Origin of the sequence: Paraperibacillus marinus, from assembly GCF_046237605.1 — a bacterium.
GTDB classification, from domain to species: Bacteria; Bacillota; Bacilli; order Bacillales; family DSM-1321; genus Paraperibacillus; species Paraperibacillus marinus.
Genome location: NZ_CP143542.1, coordinates 3,977,750 through 3,994,712 on the forward strand (window position 1 = coordinate 3,977,750; position 16,963 = coordinate 3,994,712).

General features: G+C 47.8%; 11 protein-coding genes and 1 pseudogene. 1 reads left to right on the forward strand and 11 read right to left on the reverse strand.

Features of this window, described 5'->3' with window-relative positions:
* Positions 1 to 405: 405 nt before the first annotated feature.
* The 11 genes and pseudogenes from V1498_RS20120 to V1498_RS20170 form a co-directional block, all read right to left on the reverse strand.
* Positions 406 to 1,137 (reverse strand): WecB/TagA/CpsF family glycosyltransferase, encoded by a 732-nt coding sequence (locus V1498_RS20120; RefSeq protein WP_409295789.1) that lies wholly within the window; start codon positions 1,135 to 1,137, stop codon positions 406 to 408.
* A gap of 127 nt (positions 1,138 to 1,264) precedes the next feature.
* A pseudogene (tagH, locus tag V1498_RS20125) lies at positions 1,265 to 2,047 on the reverse strand (teichoic acids export ABC transporter ATP-binding subunit TagH); the annotation flags it as partial.
* A 15-nt stretch (positions 2,048 to 2,062) separates the two neighbouring features.
* Positions 2,063 to 2,878: an ABC transporter permease gene (locus V1498_RS20130; RefSeq protein WP_409295790.1), complete on the reverse strand. Its 816-nt coding sequence runs from the start codon at positions 2,876 to 2,878 to the stop codon at positions 2,063 to 2,065.
* A 138-nt stretch (positions 2,879 to 3,016) separates the two neighbouring features.
* Positions 3,017 to 4,225 (reverse strand): CDP-glycerol glycerophosphotransferase family protein, encoded by a 1,209-nt coding sequence (locus V1498_RS20135; protein ID WP_409295792.1) that lies wholly within the window; start codon positions 4,223 to 4,225, stop codon positions 3,017 to 3,019.
* Positions 4,209 to 4,607, reverse strand: a complete 399-nt coding sequence (gene tagD, locus V1498_RS20140) for a glycerol-3-phosphate cytidylyltransferase (protein ID WP_409295794.1) — start codon at positions 4,605 to 4,607, stop codon at positions 4,209 to 4,211. The genes V1498_RS20135 and tagD overlap by 17 nt, the downstream gene beginning before the upstream one ends.
* 586 nt (positions 4,608 to 5,193) lie before the next feature.
* Positions 5,194 to 7,497 carry a CDP-glycerol glycerophosphotransferase family protein gene (locus V1498_RS20145; protein ID WP_409295796.1) on the reverse strand — a complete coding sequence of 768 codons (2,304 nt, stop codon included), beginning with the start codon at positions 7,495 to 7,497 and terminating at the stop codon, positions 5,194 to 5,196.
* Positions 7,498 to 7,511: 14 nt separating this feature from the next.
* Entirely contained in the window at positions 7,512 to 8,744 is a 1,233-nt protein-coding gene (locus V1498_RS20150) for a CDP-glycerol glycerophosphotransferase family protein (protein ID WP_409295798.1), read from the reverse strand.
* Entirely contained in the window at positions 8,737 to 9,924 is a 1,188-nt protein-coding gene (locus V1498_RS20155) for a CDP-glycerol glycerophosphotransferase family protein (RefSeq protein WP_409295800.1), read from the reverse strand. The genes V1498_RS20150 and V1498_RS20155 overlap by 8 nt, the downstream gene beginning before the upstream one ends.
* A 37-nt stretch (positions 9,925 to 9,961) precedes the next feature.
* Positions 9,962 to 10,987 (reverse strand): ribitol-5-phosphate dehydrogenase, encoded by a 1,026-nt coding sequence (locus tag V1498_RS20160; protein ID WP_409295802.1) that lies wholly within the window; start codon positions 10,985 to 10,987, stop codon positions 9,962 to 9,964.
* The gene (locus V1498_RS20165; protein WP_409299386.1) at positions 10,984 to 11,697 is read right to left on the reverse strand and encodes a 2-C-methyl-D-erythritol 4-phosphate cytidylyltransferase; all 714 of its coding nucleotides are present in this window, start codon (positions 11,695 to 11,697) and stop codon (positions 10,984 to 10,986) included. The genes V1498_RS20160 and V1498_RS20165 overlap by 4 nt, the downstream gene beginning before the upstream one ends.
* Positions 11,698 to 12,028: 331 nt before the next feature.
* Positions 12,029 to 15,430, reverse strand: coding sequence for a PA14 domain-containing protein (locus V1498_RS20170; RefSeq protein ID WP_409295804.1), 3,402 nt, complete (start codon positions 15,428 to 15,430; stop codon positions 12,029 to 12,031).
* A 489-nt stretch (positions 15,431 to 15,919) separates the two neighbouring features.
* On the opposite strand from V1498_RS20170, the gene V1498_RS20175 reads away from it, so the two are divergent.
* Positions 15,920 to 16,954, forward strand: coding sequence for a DUF6270 domain-containing protein (locus V1498_RS20175; RefSeq protein ID WP_409295806.1), 1,035 nt, complete (start codon positions 15,920 to 15,922; stop codon positions 16,952 to 16,954).
* Positions 16,955 to 16,963: the final 9 nt, after the last annotated feature.

Consider the following 16,963-nt stretch of genomic DNA (forward strand, 5'->3'; position numbering starts at 1 on the left):
ATGTCCTTCATGACCCCTATGATGGACTTTTCACGGGCTGGCCGGCTTTCAAATGTCCTTCATGACCCCTATGAAGGACTTTTCACGGGCCGGGCCGCTCCCAAATGTCCTTCATGACCCTTAGGAAGGACTTTTCACGGGCTGGCCGGCTTCCAAATGTCCTTCATGACCCCTATGATGGACTTTTCACGGGCTGGCCGGCTTCCAAATGTCCTTCATAACACCCATGAAGGACTTTTCACGGGCTGGCCGGCTTCCAAATGTCCTTCATGATCTCTATGAAGGACATTTTACTGGCCTGGCGGCTTCCAAATAGCCTTCATACACCTTATGAAAGACTTTTCGTCCACCTATCCTTCTCGATTGAATTCCTTTATGATAGACGAAGGATTCCTCCAAAAGGTTTCACGTTTTCCTGCTTTTTGCCACCCGGACCAGGAATCTTGGGATGGCGAGCATCCTTCTCCATCTGGATGGCTGTTCGAGCAGGCGGTACAGCCACTCGGCATGGAACTTCTTCCAAAGCGGCGGGGCGCCCTTCAGTTCGCCGCCCAGTATGTCAAAGCAGCCTCCCACTCCCATGAACAAGCCTTTTTTGAACTTGTCCTGATGCAGGGCGATCCACTTTTCCTGCCGCGGTGCGCCGGTTGCCACAAAGATGAGGTCAGGCTCGAGGCTTGCGATTTCGGAAGCAAGGGCACCATCCTCCACATCAAAAAATCCGTGATGCCAGCCTGCCAGGATTAAATCCGGATATTCAGTTTTCACCTTTTCTGCCGCCCGCTTCACCACATGTTCCTGGGCGCCGAGCATATAGACCTTGAGTCCGTGCGACGCGGCAAGTGTAAATAATTCGAGCATTGTCTCAAAGCCGGTAATCCGTTCCTGCAGCGGCTGCTTCAGCATTCTGGAAGCTACGATGATTCCTATACCGTCCGGTACAATGTAATCGGCATGATCGATATTTCGTTTGTATTCAGAATCATGGACGGCAAGCTCGACAATTTCAGGATTGGCCGTCACAATGAAGGTTTTTTCTCCGTTCATGATTCTTGGTTTCAGTCTATTATTGATAAAGTCCGCTCTCGTTCCGCCTGTAAAGGGGATGCCGAGTATTTCAACTTGTTGAGTTTCCATGGTTTTCAGTCCTTCGACACGGTTTTATCCAGTCTATTATAGTATGCCTTCCTTAACAATGCCTTAATAAAAAAGGGGCCTCCGTAGGAAGCACCCTGATTTATGATTGAACCGCGTCTATTCTCTGGCTCTGCTTCTTGATGGCATCTTCGCGGAATTTCTTCTGTTCGGCAGGTGTCATGGCTTTATAGCGCTTAAGGAATTCCTCATATTGCGGAACCACTTCTTCTGTTGTTCCGAACGCTTTGATTTCTCCATATTCCAGCCAAAGGACCTTCGTACAGAAAGTTTTGATCTGGTGAATCGCATGGCTGACAAAGAAAATGGTCTTTCCTTCATCACGGAAGCTGAACATCTTGTTCTTGCTCTTCTCAGCAAAAGCCTGATCTCCGACAGAAAGGGCCTCATCAATCACAAGGATATCCGGGTCGACCGTCACAGAGATGGCAAAGCCAAGGCGGGATTTCATACCGCTCGAATACTTTTTGACCGGCTGATCGATGAACTTGCCGATATCGGCAAACTCGATGATTTCCGGCTCAAGCTTTTCGATTTCCTTTTTGTTGAAGCCGAGCATCAAACATTTGAGCTCGATGTTCTCGCGGCCTGTCAGGTTATTGTTCAGGCCGGAAGCAATGGCAATCAGGGCGGTCTGCCCCACAGTCTCTATATCCCCGCTTGTCGGGGGCATCACGCCGGAAATGATGTTGGACAGAGTCGATTTTCCAGAGCCGTTCACGCCGACAAGGCCGATAACATCCCCTTTTTGGGCGGTGAAGCTGATGTTCTGCAGCGCATAGAAGTCCTCGCCATACCCGCTTGGAAGCAGGATATCGAGCAGCTTCTCCGTTGCCTTGCTGTGCATTTTATATTTTTTATATACATTTTCTACTTTTACAGTTGTTGTCATAAGTTCACTTCCATTTTATAGATAATCAACAAAATGGTTTCTGAATTTCACATGAAGTGCCGAACCGATGGCGAGCAGCACAAGTGTGATTCCCCAGAAGTAACCGGTGTACTGCAGATGATCAATCAGATACCAGCTCTTCCCGAGCATTGCTGAACGATAGCCTTCGACAATGTAATAAAAAGGATTGAGTTTCAAAAGATAATTGTACTTGAAATCATACGGCGCCCATAAAAGCGGCGTCAGATATAACAGAACACGGATGATGGACTGGACCACCATCTGGACATCCCTCACGATTGTGGCAAGAGTGGATGTGATTAATGAAAGGGCCACTAAAAAGACAAGCAGCGCAAACATATAATAAGGCAGTGATAAGAAATAGACAGTAAACTTAAATTCCGTAAACTGCAGAATCACCGTAATCACGCCGACCAGCATCAAATGCTGATAAAACTTGCTTATGATCACATAGCTTGGGATCACGCTCATTGGAAAGCTCATTTTGGATATGAAATTGATCCGGGTATAAATCGACTTCGACGCTTCAAGGACGGCCGGGTTGATGAAAAACCAGACAACAATCCCGGAAATGAGCCAGTAAATGAATGGCACTCCATCAACTGTGTTATCGTTTCCTGGCCGCGCCTTGTGGATTCCCAGTCCAAAAACAAACCAGTAAATGGCGATCTGGATCATCGGGTTGATGATTTCCCAGAGCATCCCGAGATAATGGTTGCTGTTTGCACTTTTCAGTTCAAACAGAGAAAGTCTGCGAATTAAATAAAAACAGCTGATCTGTTCCTTGATTACTTTAAACATTGAAATCATGTTGTACCTTCCCGCACATAGATTACATCAGGCGCACCATATGGCACGCTGACACCAAATAATAGCTCCGGACTCCGCTTAGTCCAGGCAAGCACCACCATTTATTATAGTACACATTAATTCTGTCATCAAATTCTTCTACATAACGCCCCTCTGCCGTTCGGCAGCTGGGCCCTTTTCCAGATAATCGATGAGCTTGCTGCTTGATTTGCCGGTGGAATATTTATTCCATTTCCTAGCGAAGCTCCTGACAGCCTCGAGGTCAAACTGCGCCCTCTTAATGACACCTGCCAGCTCCTCTGTATTGGAAACAACAGGCCCGGGAACCATAGACTCATACTCCTCCCACAGACCTCTGTCCCGTGTATATTCCTCCAGATCATAAGCAAAGAAGAGCATCGGCTTTTGGAGCAGCGAAAACTCGTACGGAATGGAAGAATAATCGGAAATGAGGATATCTGTGACCAGGAGAAGTTCATTGATATGATTCCCGGAAGATGTGAAATCATAGACAAAGCCGGGATATTCGTTTTCATAGTCGACCGTCTTTTGGACAGCTGGATGCAGCTTCAGCAATAGCACATACTCACCGCCCAGCTCCCGCTTCATCAAATCGATATCGAGCATAAGCTTGAACTCGTCAAGCTCATTATCACGGTAAGTCGGGGCATACAGAATCGTTTTTTTACCCTGAAGCTCCGGAAATTCCGCTTTAAAATCAGCGGTGATTCCGTCCTTCAGGCTTTCATCGAAAAAGAAGTCCGTTCTCGGAATTCCGGTCCTCAGGAAATTCTCCTGAGGAAGGCCGAACGCCTCCGTAAAAATACGGGCCATGGCATCCGAGCCGACAACAACCCGGTCGAACTTTTTGTAGACATCGAGGAAACGCATGTGTGCACGTCTGCTCCTGGTCTTGATGGATTCATCGTGAAGACCGAATTTCTTGATGGCCCCCGCTGCATGCCACAGCTGGATCACCTCGGTGCCCGGCTTCAGGGCAGCTGCAGCCAGGATTCCGTAGTAGTTGTCCACAATTACATGCCGGGCGGTTGCCAGATGGTAAACCGACTGAAACAGCGCCTTAAGGCTCCTTGACTCAAACGGCACAACCGTTTCGCTGCCATAATCGGCCTGAAACATGTCAAAAGCGCGTCCTTTGCATAAGAATACCGCTTCCTGCTCCGGAGTGCGCTTTTTCAATTGCTCATACACAAACCTTGTATTGTCCCCAAAAGAAACCATGAAGACTGTTTTGTTTTTTTGTGGAAAAATTCTGCACAGAATGAAAATCATTTTGACCATGGATAGATACAGCGTAATGGCAATTTCCCTAACCATTGTGGACATAATGCAGATCACTCTTTATTTTTGACGTGGATACACCTACTGTGCGGGGCAGATAAACGACCTCACAGTACTCATTCAGGAAGTCAAAATGCCCTTTCCAGTCATCACCCATTACAAAGATATCTATTTTATGGTCAAGCACATCCTGAATTTTTTGATCCCAAGTCGCCTCAGGGATCACTTCATCCACCATGCGCAGATTCTCCAGAATCAGCTTCCGGTTCTCATAGCTGTGATAGGCATCCTTGCCTTTTCCAGCATTGAATTCATCTGTCGAAACCGCCACAACCAGATAGTCGCCAAGCGCCTTGGCGCGGTTCAGCAGATTAATATGCCCCGGGTGGAGCAGATCGAACGTTCCGTAAGTCAGTACCTTCTTCATCGTTTCTCAACTCCTCACTTGTAAGGCGGAGAACGGTGCTTTTCAAACTAAATAAATGGGTGCAGAATGAATAAGAAATTTTATAGAACCCATTAACTTTTTGAAAAGCAGCGACCTGACAAGCATAAGGCGAGCAGTCCGTGGGAAGCGGTATTCTTTCCATGGACTGATTGACTTATGACTCGAAGGTCGCAGTTCGCAGCCGGATCAGGAGACTCGCTCCAAAAGCGTAAGTCCCATGTTAAATCATAAAGTAACCCTACAACTTTATATAAAAATAACAATCATTATTAATAAAGCATTCTATTAAATTAGTAAAGGTATGGTTATAGTCATTCAACACATTATATAACCAAAGGGTGATTAATTCAAACCCTAAAAGCTTCCTGTCATGGAGGACACTGGCTCTGGATGGAAAGCTGTTTTCGAGCCTTTTGGGGCGTCCTGTTCTCCTTTTGCGCAAAAAGGGAAATGGGCGTACACACCCATTCCCCTTTTTTGCAAGGGCTGTTCTGGAATTGAACAAGCTTTCGTTTCATTATATTAGACGGAGCAAGTCCGGATTAAGTTACACTTTTTCCGGAATTTATTTTTCGATTAGTGTCTGGACGAAGCGTTTGGCTGAGTTTCCGTCCTGATGGTCGAAGAATTTATCCTTGAATGCCTTGATCTGTTCCATGTCAAAATGGCCTTCCCGGACTGCCTCGATGATGCCGTCTGTGGTTGTGACGATTGGTCCCGGAACAAAGCTTTCATAGTCATAGTAGAAGCCGCGGTCCTGGAGATAGTCTTCCAGATCATAGGCATAAAAGATGATCGGGCGTTCGAGCAGGGCATATTCGAATACAAGGGACGAATAATCCGAGATCAGGACATCTGTAATGGAAAGAACATTGCTGATGTCGTTTGCACTCATATCCATGACGAAATCGCGTGCTTCTTCCGGGATATCGAGCTTTTTGGTGACGGATGGATGGAGCTTCAGCACCAATACATATTCATCGCCAAGCTCTTTGGCCATCTGCACAAGGTCGAGCTTGATTTTAAAGCTTGAGCGCTTGCCCGGTCCGCCGCGGAATGTCGGCGCATAAGTGATGACTTTTTTATCGATCAGCTTTGGATAGGTGCCGTAATAGGTTTCACGCACATGTCCGACTGCATCCTGATCAAAGAAGAAATCGGTCCTTGGCAGCCCCAGCGGATAGATATCTTTTTCGGGCAGACCGAACGCTTCGGCATAATGCGGGACGATTTCCTGGCTGGTCACGACAGCCTTTGTGTAAAAGCTGTGAGCCTCGTTTTCGAATTCCTTCGTATTGCTCTCAAGATATCCAACAGCGCTGTGGCCGAATTTCTTGAAGGCCCCCGCAGCATGCCAGGTCTGGATGACATCTGTTCCCTTGCGCACGCCCAGCTTGTACAGCGGGCGGTAATAATCATCAAGAAGTACATATCTGGATGTGGCAATATCGAAATACAGTCTGCAGAACTCGGTAAAAGAACGTTTCTTTTTGAAATAGCCTTTTATTTCATAATCCGGGCGTTCGATTGCCAGTTCTTCGTATATATACTTGAAGCTGTCGCCCAGCTTATTGAACTTATTGGTGGCAAAAGTAATTTTCTTTTTCACCGGCAAAAGCTTTGCGAGCGGATAGACAATCCTGCGGGCCGCCGCTGTCTTGACCATCAGTTTGGCCTTTTTGATCCGCAGGCGGGTAGCATGGGCCGAAAGCGGGCCGCTGCTGTTATTTCGTGCGGCTTTTCTGGCAGCCTTGAAGGAAGCCCCCTTTTTGGAAGATTCATGCATCTGGATCGAACCAGGGTCAATGACCTGGAACAGATAGCGGATAACCTTCAGATGGGCCTTCCTTCCCCTCGGCCTGAGCAGCGTATAACGGTCTGCCACTTCAATAGTAAGAACACGATGCAGAAGCGGCAGTTCATTGATCAGCCGGAATGGCAAAGAACGCAGCCATTCCAGGACAAGGGAGAAGCTTTTTTGCTGCTGCTCCTCATTCTTCGCAGCGAGTGCGCTCCGGAGAGCCGGCCAGATATCATGGGAGATGATCCGGTGATAATAGCTTCTCCGCAGGAAAAAGCCTGAAGACTTATTCGGCACAAGATCTGCCCACAGCTGATCGGACAGCTTAAGGCTTTTAAAGATGTCGGTCAGAACCTTAACCGAATCCACATTCACCATTTGGCTAAGAGATGTGTTGGTGTCTGTTTCCCGGGCACGGTAGTTGTAGATGATCTTATCGACAGTAAACATCTTTTTCGCGCGCAGATAAGCCTCAATGACAAACGGCTGATCCTCTGTTACATGAATTCCTTTTGGAAAGCGGATCGTGTCGATCAGACTGCGCTTATACAGCTTATTGCAGGGTCCTAGTGAATAAAGAAGCTCCGGATTGCGGACGAGATTTTTTGCCCCCGGGCGGTACACACCATTATGAAGATGGCTCAGGATATACCAGGTTTCCTTGCTGTTAAAGCTCAGGGATGTTCCGGTGACGATATCTGCCTGCTCATCGATGGCTGCCGTATACATGGTTTCTAGTGCATCAAACGGCAGGGTGTCATCTGAGTCGACAAAGCTGACGAACTCTCCGCGGGCGGCGTCCAGTCCATTGTTCCTGGCAGCTCCCGGACCTGAATTCTCCTGCTTCATGAAGACGATGTTCCCGTGTTTTGCTGCATAATCCATGATGATGTCAGGACTGCTGTCACTGGAACCATCATCGACCAGGATGATCTCGATTCCCTGAAGAGTCTGGTTCAATAGGGAATCCAGCGTTTCTTCTATATATTCCTCTACATTATAGACAGGGATGATGGCGCTCACTTTGATATTTTCTAAGTATGGCTTAGTAATGATTTGAAGCTGCATGTTGACTAACTCCTCTATCCATAGGAAATGTCCGTTTCAACGTTACCTAAGTTTTTTTCTCGCACGGGCAATTTTTTATCCAGGATCAGCTCTGCCACACGGCGGCTGGACTGCCCATCCATATGATCAAAGAAATGCTCTACAAACGAATCCAACCGGTCCATCCTGAACTGCCCATTCTGGATTGTGGAAATCAATTCCTCGGTAGTCCGGACAAGCGGACCCGGAATGAAGTCATAATAGTTGTAGTAAAAGTCCCGGTGTTCAATATATTCTTCCACATCAGGTGCAAAAAACAGCATGGGCTTGTCCAGCAGGGCAAATTCGAAACAGACGGATGAATAGTCCGTGATCAGGATATCTGCTGCGAACAGCAGATCATTGATTTCCCGGTAAGAAGTGAAATCATGGAAGAATCCTTCATATTCCTTGGGGATATTCCAAAAATCCTTAACAAACGGATGCATCTTAAACAGGAATACATAATCATCTTTCAGATAATTATATAAGAAGTCGATATTCAAAACCTCTGTCGGATAAAAAGCTGTCTGCTGTCCGTTTCCGCGGAAGGTCGGCGCAAACAGGATCACCTTTTTATCCCGGAGATAAGGGAATTCGCGGTGGAGGCGTTCTATTACCTGCTCTTTATACGACTCATTAAAGAAGATATCTGTCCTTGGAATGCCGGTTGCCACGACGCGGTCCAGAGGGATTCCGAATCCTTCAGCATAATGCTCTGCCACTTCCTGCGAGCTTACTATAGCCTTCGTATAGTTGCGGTGGTTTTTTGACTCAAGACTTGGGCCGCCCGGCTTACCGGCCCGGCTGTAGCCGAATGTCTTGAATGCGCCGACAGCGTGCCAGAGCTGAATGAGCTCGGCTCCCTTGCGTATTTTAAGCGGATAGACCATCGGAAAGAAGTCATCAAGGAGGATGTTCTTTGCGGTCGCCAGATGGTAGGCAAGGGAGATGATCTCCCCCACGCTTTTTTTGACGTCTGCCCCGTTCTTGAACAGGAAATAGTAGCTCAGCCCAGGATCCTGCTTTTTAAGCTCTTCGAGTACGAATTCGAAGTTCCCCCCGATTGTGAGCCGGCTGTCTGAAGCAAATACCACCTTCTTTTCATCAAGCGGCAGTCTGCAGAATACCTTGTACAGCAGCCTGAATATCTTTGTCGACAGCAGCTTATATGGCAGGTTCCCCCTGTTTCTGAGTAAAACGGATAAAATTCTTTTTAATCTATTCATGATGTGCTCCCGTTTTTGTAAACTGTTCTCTAAAAAGGTGATCAATGATACGTTCACTGGCCCGGCCGTCACGATAATCAAAGAAACGGTCCCGGAATTCGGTGACTTTTTCTATATCAAAGGTTTCTTCAAGAATCCAATCGATAAGCGGGCCGTCTTCAGTGAACAGCGGTCCCGGAATGAACGATTCATACGGATAATAAAAATCTCGTTCTGCTGTGTATTCTTCCACATCGGAGGCAATAAATGCAATCGGCCTCTGAAGCAGGCTGTAATCAAAGATGACGGAGGAATAATCAGTAAGCAGGATATCTGAAACAAGCATAAGTTCGTTGATATCAAAGTTCTTTTTAATATGGTAAAGAAACCCTTCGGCCCCAAGATGAACATTCGCATCCATATAAGGATGAAGATGGACAAGCAGGGCATATTCAGGTCCAAGCTCATCCTTCATCCTCTCAAAATCCATGGGAAAATGAAAGGCCTCCTGATAGTGGCTTTTCCCCCTGAAGGTTGGTGCATATAGAATGAGCCTTCTGCCGGCAAGCTCAGGGAAGGTATGAAAGAACCGCTCCCTGACAGCGGCGGCGGCTTCCTCCTGGAAAAAATAGTCCGTCCTCGGGACGCCGAGCGGGAGGATCCGCTCATTCTCCATGCCAAAAGCCTCGGCATAATAAGGAATGATGCCGGAGGCGCTTGCGAAGGCCCAGGAGTAATTCGAATGAACCTTGATGACCTCTAAATAGTCCTGGCTCGGCCCGAACGGGGTCCCGACGGTGCTGAGGCCGAATTTCTTAAACGCGCCCGCTGCATGCCAGAGCTGGATGACTTCGGCACCCTTTCTCGGCTTGATGGCGTACACCGGAAAATAATAATCATCAATGATGAAATACCTGGAAGTCGCAAGATGATAGCAGGCTTTTACCATATGAAGCAGATAATCCAGCTTGCCGAGCCCGGTGCTCCGGAACTTCTTGAACAGGAAATGCGTGTTGATGTCCGGGTGTTTTTTTACAAGCTTCTGATGGATATAAAACAAGTTACCATTCAGCTCTTCAGATCGGTAGGAGGCAAAGGTAACCTTTTTATTGTTCACTTTAAAGAAAAGGCTGAACATGCGGTAAAGCGAGCTGATCAGAAGCTTTGTCAGCCTAACAGGCAGTAATCTGAGTTTGTTCATGCTGTGCCTTCCTTCTTTCGCATGCTGAGCCCTGTAATTATATTTTCCACTCCATGATTGTCTTGCCCCATGATGTGGCAAGATCCTTTTCAAATGCATCTATAATATCCTGGATGGTTTTCACTTCATTCACGCTTCCAACCAGGGTGGAGAAATATTCCACAATTTCCGGATGTTCTTTCATGAATTCGACCGTGTTGACAAAGTCCTGCCTGCCGCTCCGGCTGCTGCCGATCATGGTCAGGCCCTTCTCAAGAATCATCCTCGTGTTCACCTCGACCGGATATTCAGAAACCCCAAGTATGGCAATGGAGCCTTCCGGATGGATGTGGTCGATGATCTGGTCGATGGCCGTCTGGCTGCCGATGCCGCCGACACATTCAAAGGCATGGTCAATCTGCAGATCCTCAGGAATTTCGTCTATCTGATACGCTTCATCCACAAATGAGAAGTGATCCAGCTTGTACCCTGTTTTGCCGAAGATGACCACACGGCTGTCTTTATAGCGCTTTTTCAATATTAATGACACGATATAGCCGAGGTTTCCGTCGCCCCATACCCCGAAGGTCGCACGGCGCGGATGGGCCTTGGCCTCAAAGCGGATGAGCGCGTGCATGCCGATCGTGATGAGCTCGGTGAATGCCGCTACATGCGGATCCAGATCCTCCGGCAGCTCGACAAGACGGTCGCGTGCCATGAACACATAATCCTGCATGAATCCGTCAAATCCGCTTGAGCGGAATTTGCTTGTGCGCAGATAATTTTCTGCGATATATTCATCTTCCTCGACCGGGGTGTTCGGCACCATCACAACTGGCGTGCCGGGCTTGAATTCGCCTTTCCGGTCATAGACAACCTTGCCGATCCCTTCATGGATGAGTGCCATCGGCAGCTTTTTAGCCATGGCCTCTTTGCCGCGGGAGCCGGTATAGTAGCGCATATCCGCGTTGCAGATGGACAGGTGGGTCGGGCGAATGACCACATAATCCGACTGCAGGGATGCATCCTTATAGGTGACCTCGAATTGGCGCGGAGAGACTAGGCGATAGACCTGGTTAATCATTTCGCAATACTCTCCTGGATGATCGCGTTCGCGACCTTGAGGTCATAAGGAGTGGTTACTTTTATATTGAATACTTCGCCCTGTACCAGCTTTACTTTCTCACCCTTGATCAGGCAGATTTTGGCGGCATCGGTAAGGATGGCCTTCTGCTCGTCAGACAGGGAGTTATAGTGGTCAACCAGTAGCTTTATATTGAAGCTCTGCGGTGTCTGGCCCTGATACATCGTGCTGCGGACCGGAATATCCGAGATCGCTTCCCCGTCCTCTGACTGAATGATGGTATCGATGGCCTCAATCACCGTATCGACGGCTCCGAACTTGAGCGCCGCATCGATGTTTTCATCGATGATGCGGTGCGTGAGGAATGGACGCACAGAGTCATGGGTGATGATGACATCATCTTCTCCGAGGCCTGCTGTCTTCTCGATGTAGCGGATTCCGCTCATGATAGATTCATTGCGGTCCTTCCCGCCTTCCACCACCACAACACGGCTGTCATCGCCGATGTGCTTTTTGATGATGTCCTTCGTGTGGTTGATCCACTCTTTTGGCGATACGACGAGTATCTTGTCAAAACGGTCATTCAGGATGAATTTTTCAATCGTATGGATGATGATGGGACGGTTATTCAGCGACAGGAATTGCTTCGGCATGTTTACATTGCCCATCCTTGTCCCTTTACCGCCTGCTAAAATCTCTGCATAGATCACAAGTGACAGCCCCTTTTCCAGTTGAATTGGCATTATCCGCACCCGATAGAAGCCGCACATCATATGCGGCCTTTTTACGGAACGGTTTTTCATGTATAAAAATGTAATTTCATTAGTGTTTTTTTGTTTACGGATGTCGATTCGTGCTATAAAACTCTTTTAAAACTATACACTGTTTCCCCATCCTTTTCAAGAAACAGTCTGCAAACGCTCCCCCCTGGTTTTCGACATTTCCCGGGAAACGGGGACTGTCCCCATTTCCGGGAAATGGGGACAGTCCCCCTATTAAAAAAGCTGCCCCATGAGGATGGGACAGCTTTTTTCGGTATGTTTATTGATACAGCGGTATGTCGTATACGGCTGTGTAGTTCTCGAGGGTGTCGTACAGGCGGTAGAAGCCTGAGGTCTGCTTGTAGGCCCAGCCAATGTCTGAGGCATATTGGTGGGTGGCAGGAGCCGCCGGGTTCCATCTCATCTTATACAACGTGTCCTGTCCGCGGGCTACATAGTTTTCGGCCACGAACTTCGCTCCGCCGATGATGGCTTTATCGACTGTGGTCCAGCCCTCGATGAAGGCTTTTCTTGTGCCGCACGTAAGCGCGCAGCTGTCAAGGGCCCCGATGCCGTACATATTATAGACAATGGCATCATAACTTGTGGCGGTTGAGCTCAGGATGGTCAGCAGCGGATAACCGTCGCTTCCATTAATCACCTGTCCGTTCGAGTTCCGCTGCTTCTTGACCTTTACACCCTTCGCTAGCTGAGAGCCGCCATTTCCTGTCTCAAGGAGTGCATGTGAAATCAAGTACACTTCATTAATATTATATGTCTGGCTTGCCTGCTGGAAGGTTGCAGCCTTTCCTTTTAAAACGCCGGCACTTGAGGTAAGAATTTTATCATTGATCTCATAAGCATTTGTCCCGGCACTTCCAGAGAGCTTTAAGAACTGGAATTTAGCTGAGGCACTCCCAGTGAAATTCCCCGGAGTCAAATAATACTTCACATCTTCAGGGCTTGCTGTCTTCCAGGTTACCGGCAGACTGATTTTATACCAATACCCGCCGTCTGAGGCCTTAATTTTTTCTGAAAGGATGGTGATTTTCTGCTTATCTGTCAGCTTCGCCATTACCCAGTATTCTGTCCCTGCCCCTCCGCGCACATTCCACGGTCCGCCAGAAACAGTTCCAACTTTGGCAGTGGTGCCGGATATGGAAGAGAAAGCCATGGCACTTACATAAGCATCATATTTTTTATCTGTCTGCGGATTTACTTTCACTTGCTTATCGACCGCAGATTGAAGCGTATAATTGTAATTCGTGTACGTAGTAGTGGTTTTGATGGATACTTTTTCAATATTCAGGACAAGTGCCGCTTTGTAGCCCGCTTCATAATATTCCACTTCCACCAGATGCTCCCCTGCGGACAGAGTCACATCCTTATTGATTGTATGAGAGCCTGTTGTCCACATATCCACCTGTATGACTCCGTCCACCTTGATGCGCACGCCGTCATCAGCCGTTCCGGACAGCTTGTACTTGCCCACGGACGGAACCGCGATTTTTCTGCTGTATTTAGCAGAAAAATTATCAGCCGGAATACCCGCAGCCGGTGATGCTGTTCCCCAGTTAAAGTTCAGGCTTTGATGGGCTGTCTCAACGGGCGTGCCCGTCAGATTGGTTGTTGGATAATACAGAGCGGTCCATTCAGTGAAATTGGCAGGCGGCCTGATGACTTCAGGCGCCTTCTTCACATCAACCTTGATTTTGGCATATAAGCCCTTTTCAAAATACTCGACCCGGATGGTATGAGGTCCTGTTTTTAACGCGAGCTTTTTATTGAACGCATTATTTGTCCCCGTTTTCCAGAGATCCACCTGCTTGATGTTGTCCACATAGATTCGGATTCCATCATCGGCGGTTCCGGAAATCACATAATCGCCGCCGGCCGGCACGCTGATACTACGCTGATATACCGCCGTAAAATTGTCAGCCGGTATGCTGGCAATCGGTGCCGCTTTGCTCCAGGAATAATCCAAATTGGCTGCCGTCCGGTATACCGGGGTGCCTGTGAAATTCGTGGAAGGATAGTAAGCTTCTGTCCAGTATGCCGTTGAAAGGGCAGGCACTTTCTGCTTTACATCCACTTTTATTTTGGCATACAAGCCTTTTTCAAAATACTCGACTTTGACGGTATGAGGACCTGCTGCCAAAGTTATCGTTTTATTGAACGCATTATTCGTCCCCGTTTTCCACAGATCCACCTGCTTGACTCCGTCCACATAGATGCGGATGCCGTCATCGGCAGCACCGGAAATCACATACTCGCTTTTCACTGGCACGTTTATCTTCTTTTCGTACCGGGCGGTAAAGTTATCTGCAGGAATGCCGGAAATCGGAGCCGCGCTGCCCCATGAGTAATTCAAATTCTTTACAGTGCGGTATTTTGGCAGTCCGGTGAAGGCCGTGCTCGGATAATAAGTTTCCACCCAGCTGTCCGCTGTTACCGCAGGTGCTGTTTCAATGCGGTCCACATTCACCTTCAATTTGGCATAATACCCTTTTTCAAAGTATTCAACTTTGATTGTGTGCGGAACAGCAGTCAGATAGACTTCCTTATTAAAGGTATTATTTGTGCCTGTCTTCCAGAGGTCCACCTGCTTGACACCGTCCACATAGATGCGGATGCCGTCATCAGCCGTACCGGAAATCAAATACTTTCCGGCTGTCGCGGGCTTGATGATTTTTTGATACTTAGCCGTAAAATTGTCGCTCGGGATGCCGGCTGCCGGCCTTCCCGAACCCCAGGAATAATTCAGGGATTTAACGGTGCGGTGGACAGGGGTTCCGGCAAAGTTTGCGGCCGGATAGTAGGCCTCTGTCCAGTATTCTGTGCTTGGCACAGGTGCAGCGGCAGGCACTGCGTTTTTCTCAAAATCTACTTTTATCTTAGAATAATAGCCTTTTTCAAAATACTCGACACGGATAATATGCGGGCCGGCACTCAGGTTCAGCTCCTTGCTGAAGGCATTGTTGGTGCCTGTTTTCCAGAGATCCACCTGCTTGATGTTATCCACATAAATCCGGATGCCGTCATCGGCCGTGCCCGAAAGCTTATACGTGCCGGGTGTAGCGGTGTTCACTTTCTTTTGGTATACGGCTGTGAAATTGTCCTTCGGTATGGATGATGCCGGTGAGCCGGTTCCCCAATTGTACTGAACAGCAGCCGTGGTCTGATAGAGCGGGGTGCCGCTGAAATCAGGGGTCTGGTAGTAAGCGGCCAGCCATTTGTCCGCAGGTATTTCCGGAACAGGCTGCAGATCGACTTTGATGCTTGATCTGTATTTTTTCTCATAATAATTGACCGTAATTACGTGAGTTCCTGCACTTAATGTAATCTCTTTATTAAAAAAATGTACTCCATCGGTCCAATCATTCACTTGAAGCTTGCCATCCACCCAGATGCGGATGCCGTCATCTACCTTTCCTGACAGCAGGTATTTAGTAGAGTTGGAGAGTGTAATTTTCTTAGTAAAAAGAGCAGAATAATTGTCGCCTGTAATTTTAGAATTCGGCGAACCGTATGCCCAATCAAAATCCAGCTTGTCCACGGTCGTTTTGACTGGCGTCCCTTGCCGGTCAGGCAGCGGATAATACGAGGCGTTCCACGAGGTTCCACCGGCCGAAGCATTCGAACCAGAGAAAAAGAGAGCAAAAAACAATCCTAAACTAATCACAAACCAAGCAGCAGCAGAATATTTAATCTTGATAAGCCAACAATCCTCCCTAAGACAAATTTCCCTAAAATGTAACACAATCCCTATTATGCAAAAAATTACACAAATTGTGAACATTAATTACCAAAAAGGTTCCAACTACCTAGTTTCATTCCTAGAATAACGGGTATGAAGGCAATGGACAGACCGGGGACAGTCCCCTATTTCCCAGGCGGAAATTCCCTGCGCCGTGCCGGACAGACCGGGGACAGTCCCCCATTTCCCAAGCGAGAAAGCCTTGCTCCGTGCGGAACAGACCGGGGACAGTCCCCTATTTCCCAGGGGGAAAATCCCTGCGCCGTTCCGGACAGGCCGGGGACAGTCCCCTATTTCCCAAGGGGATCTTTGTTCAGTTGCATATGAAAGGGTGTATGGGTACACTAGGTTTGTTAGAGCATTTCATCTACATATATCGACACTATGACGCAGAAGTTAAGGAGTTTTTTACTTATGAGCCATAATATGAGTGTGGCAGTGCTTGGAAGCTGTGCAACGCGGGATAATTTTAATTCCCGTTTCAACGAGAATTACAAGGATTTTTATGAGTGTGTGTTGACGCAGAATCAGACTTCGATCATCAGCCTGATGTCTGAGCCCGCTGTGTTTGCCGAGGAAGACCTTGGAGAACTGAGCGATTATCAGAAATGGAATGTAAGAACTGATCTAAATAAAGAATTCCTGAGCCTGCTGAAGGAACAGCAGCCGGAATACTTAATTCTCGATTTTTTTGCCGACATTCATTTTGGCTGCCTTGAACTGAGCGAGAACCGATACATCACGAACAACCGCTGGATGGTGTGGAAAACTCCCTTTTACAAGGCACTGAAAGAAAGCGGCGGGATGAAGGAATGGAAGCTTGAGAAGAATACAGAGGAATATCTCGATCTTTGGAAAAAAAGCATTGACTCACTTAGTGAATTCATCCGGTCTGAAGTGCCGCAATGCAAAGTCATCATACATAAAGCAAGAAACGTAGAGTTCCTCCTAAAAAAGGGAGAAGCCAAGCCATACATAAAATTGAGTGAATCCGGCAGAGTCGCGCGGATCAATGTGAAACAGATGAACAAGCTGTGGAATACAATGGATGAATACGCAGCCTCTGCCCTCCAGGCAAGGACGATAGGGGTGAAAAGCCTCTTTACCTACGAAAAGCATCCATGGGGCCCTTTTTATGTTCACTACACGAAGGAATATTACCGCGAGTTCCTGGTCCAGCTCCATCAGATCGTGTTACAAGATTCAGAGCGGCAGCTGCTGTCTGATTCAGTTCCTGCGTCTCTTACCCAGGAAATCCGGCAGGATCTTGAAAGATCTCAGCGCTATCAAAGACTGACAGGGACCTGGGACCATTTAATCAAGCCCAAGCCGGTACCGGAGCAAGCACCTGTACCCCCTTCCTTCCCCTCCAGAATTCAGGAGAAGCTGAAACGAAACGGCATCGTCCGGTTCATTTATGACAAATATAGGGCAAGGGCCGGGAAATAGGGGACAGTC

Coding starts and splice junctions, on each gene's coding strand:
- V1498_RS20120 (WP_409295789.1), bottom strand. CDS start 1,137: ATGGAAACTCAACAAGTTGAAATACTCGGCATCCCCTTTACAGGCGGA.
- V1498_RS20130 (WP_409295790.1), bottom strand. CDS start 2,878: ATGATTTCAATGTTTAAAGTAATCAAGGAACAGATCAGCTGTTTTTAT.
- V1498_RS20135 (WP_409295792.1), bottom strand. CDS start 4,225: ATGTCCACAATGGTTAGGGAAATTGCCATTACGCTGTATCTATCCATG.
- tagD (WP_409295794.1), bottom strand. CDS start 4,607: ATGAAGAAGGTACTGACTTACGGAACGTTCGATCTGCTCCACCCGGGG.
- V1498_RS20145 (WP_409295796.1), bottom strand. CDS start 7,497: ATGCAGCTTCAAATCATTACTAAGCCATACTTAGAAAATATCAAAGTG.
- V1498_RS20150 (WP_409295798.1), bottom strand. CDS start 8,744: ATGAATAGATTAAAAAGAATTTTATCCGTTTTACTCAGAAACAGGGGG.
- V1498_RS20155 (WP_409295800.1), bottom strand. CDS start 9,924: ATGAACAAACTCAGATTACTGCCTGTTAGGCTGACAAAGCTTCTGATC.
- V1498_RS20160 (WP_409295802.1), bottom strand. CDS start 10,987: ATGATTAACCAGGTCTATCGCCTAGTCTCTCCGCGCCAATTCGAGGTC.
- V1498_RS20175 (WP_409295806.1), top strand. CDS start 15,920: ATGAGCCATAATATGAGTGTGGCAGTGCTTGGAAGCTGTGCAACGCGG.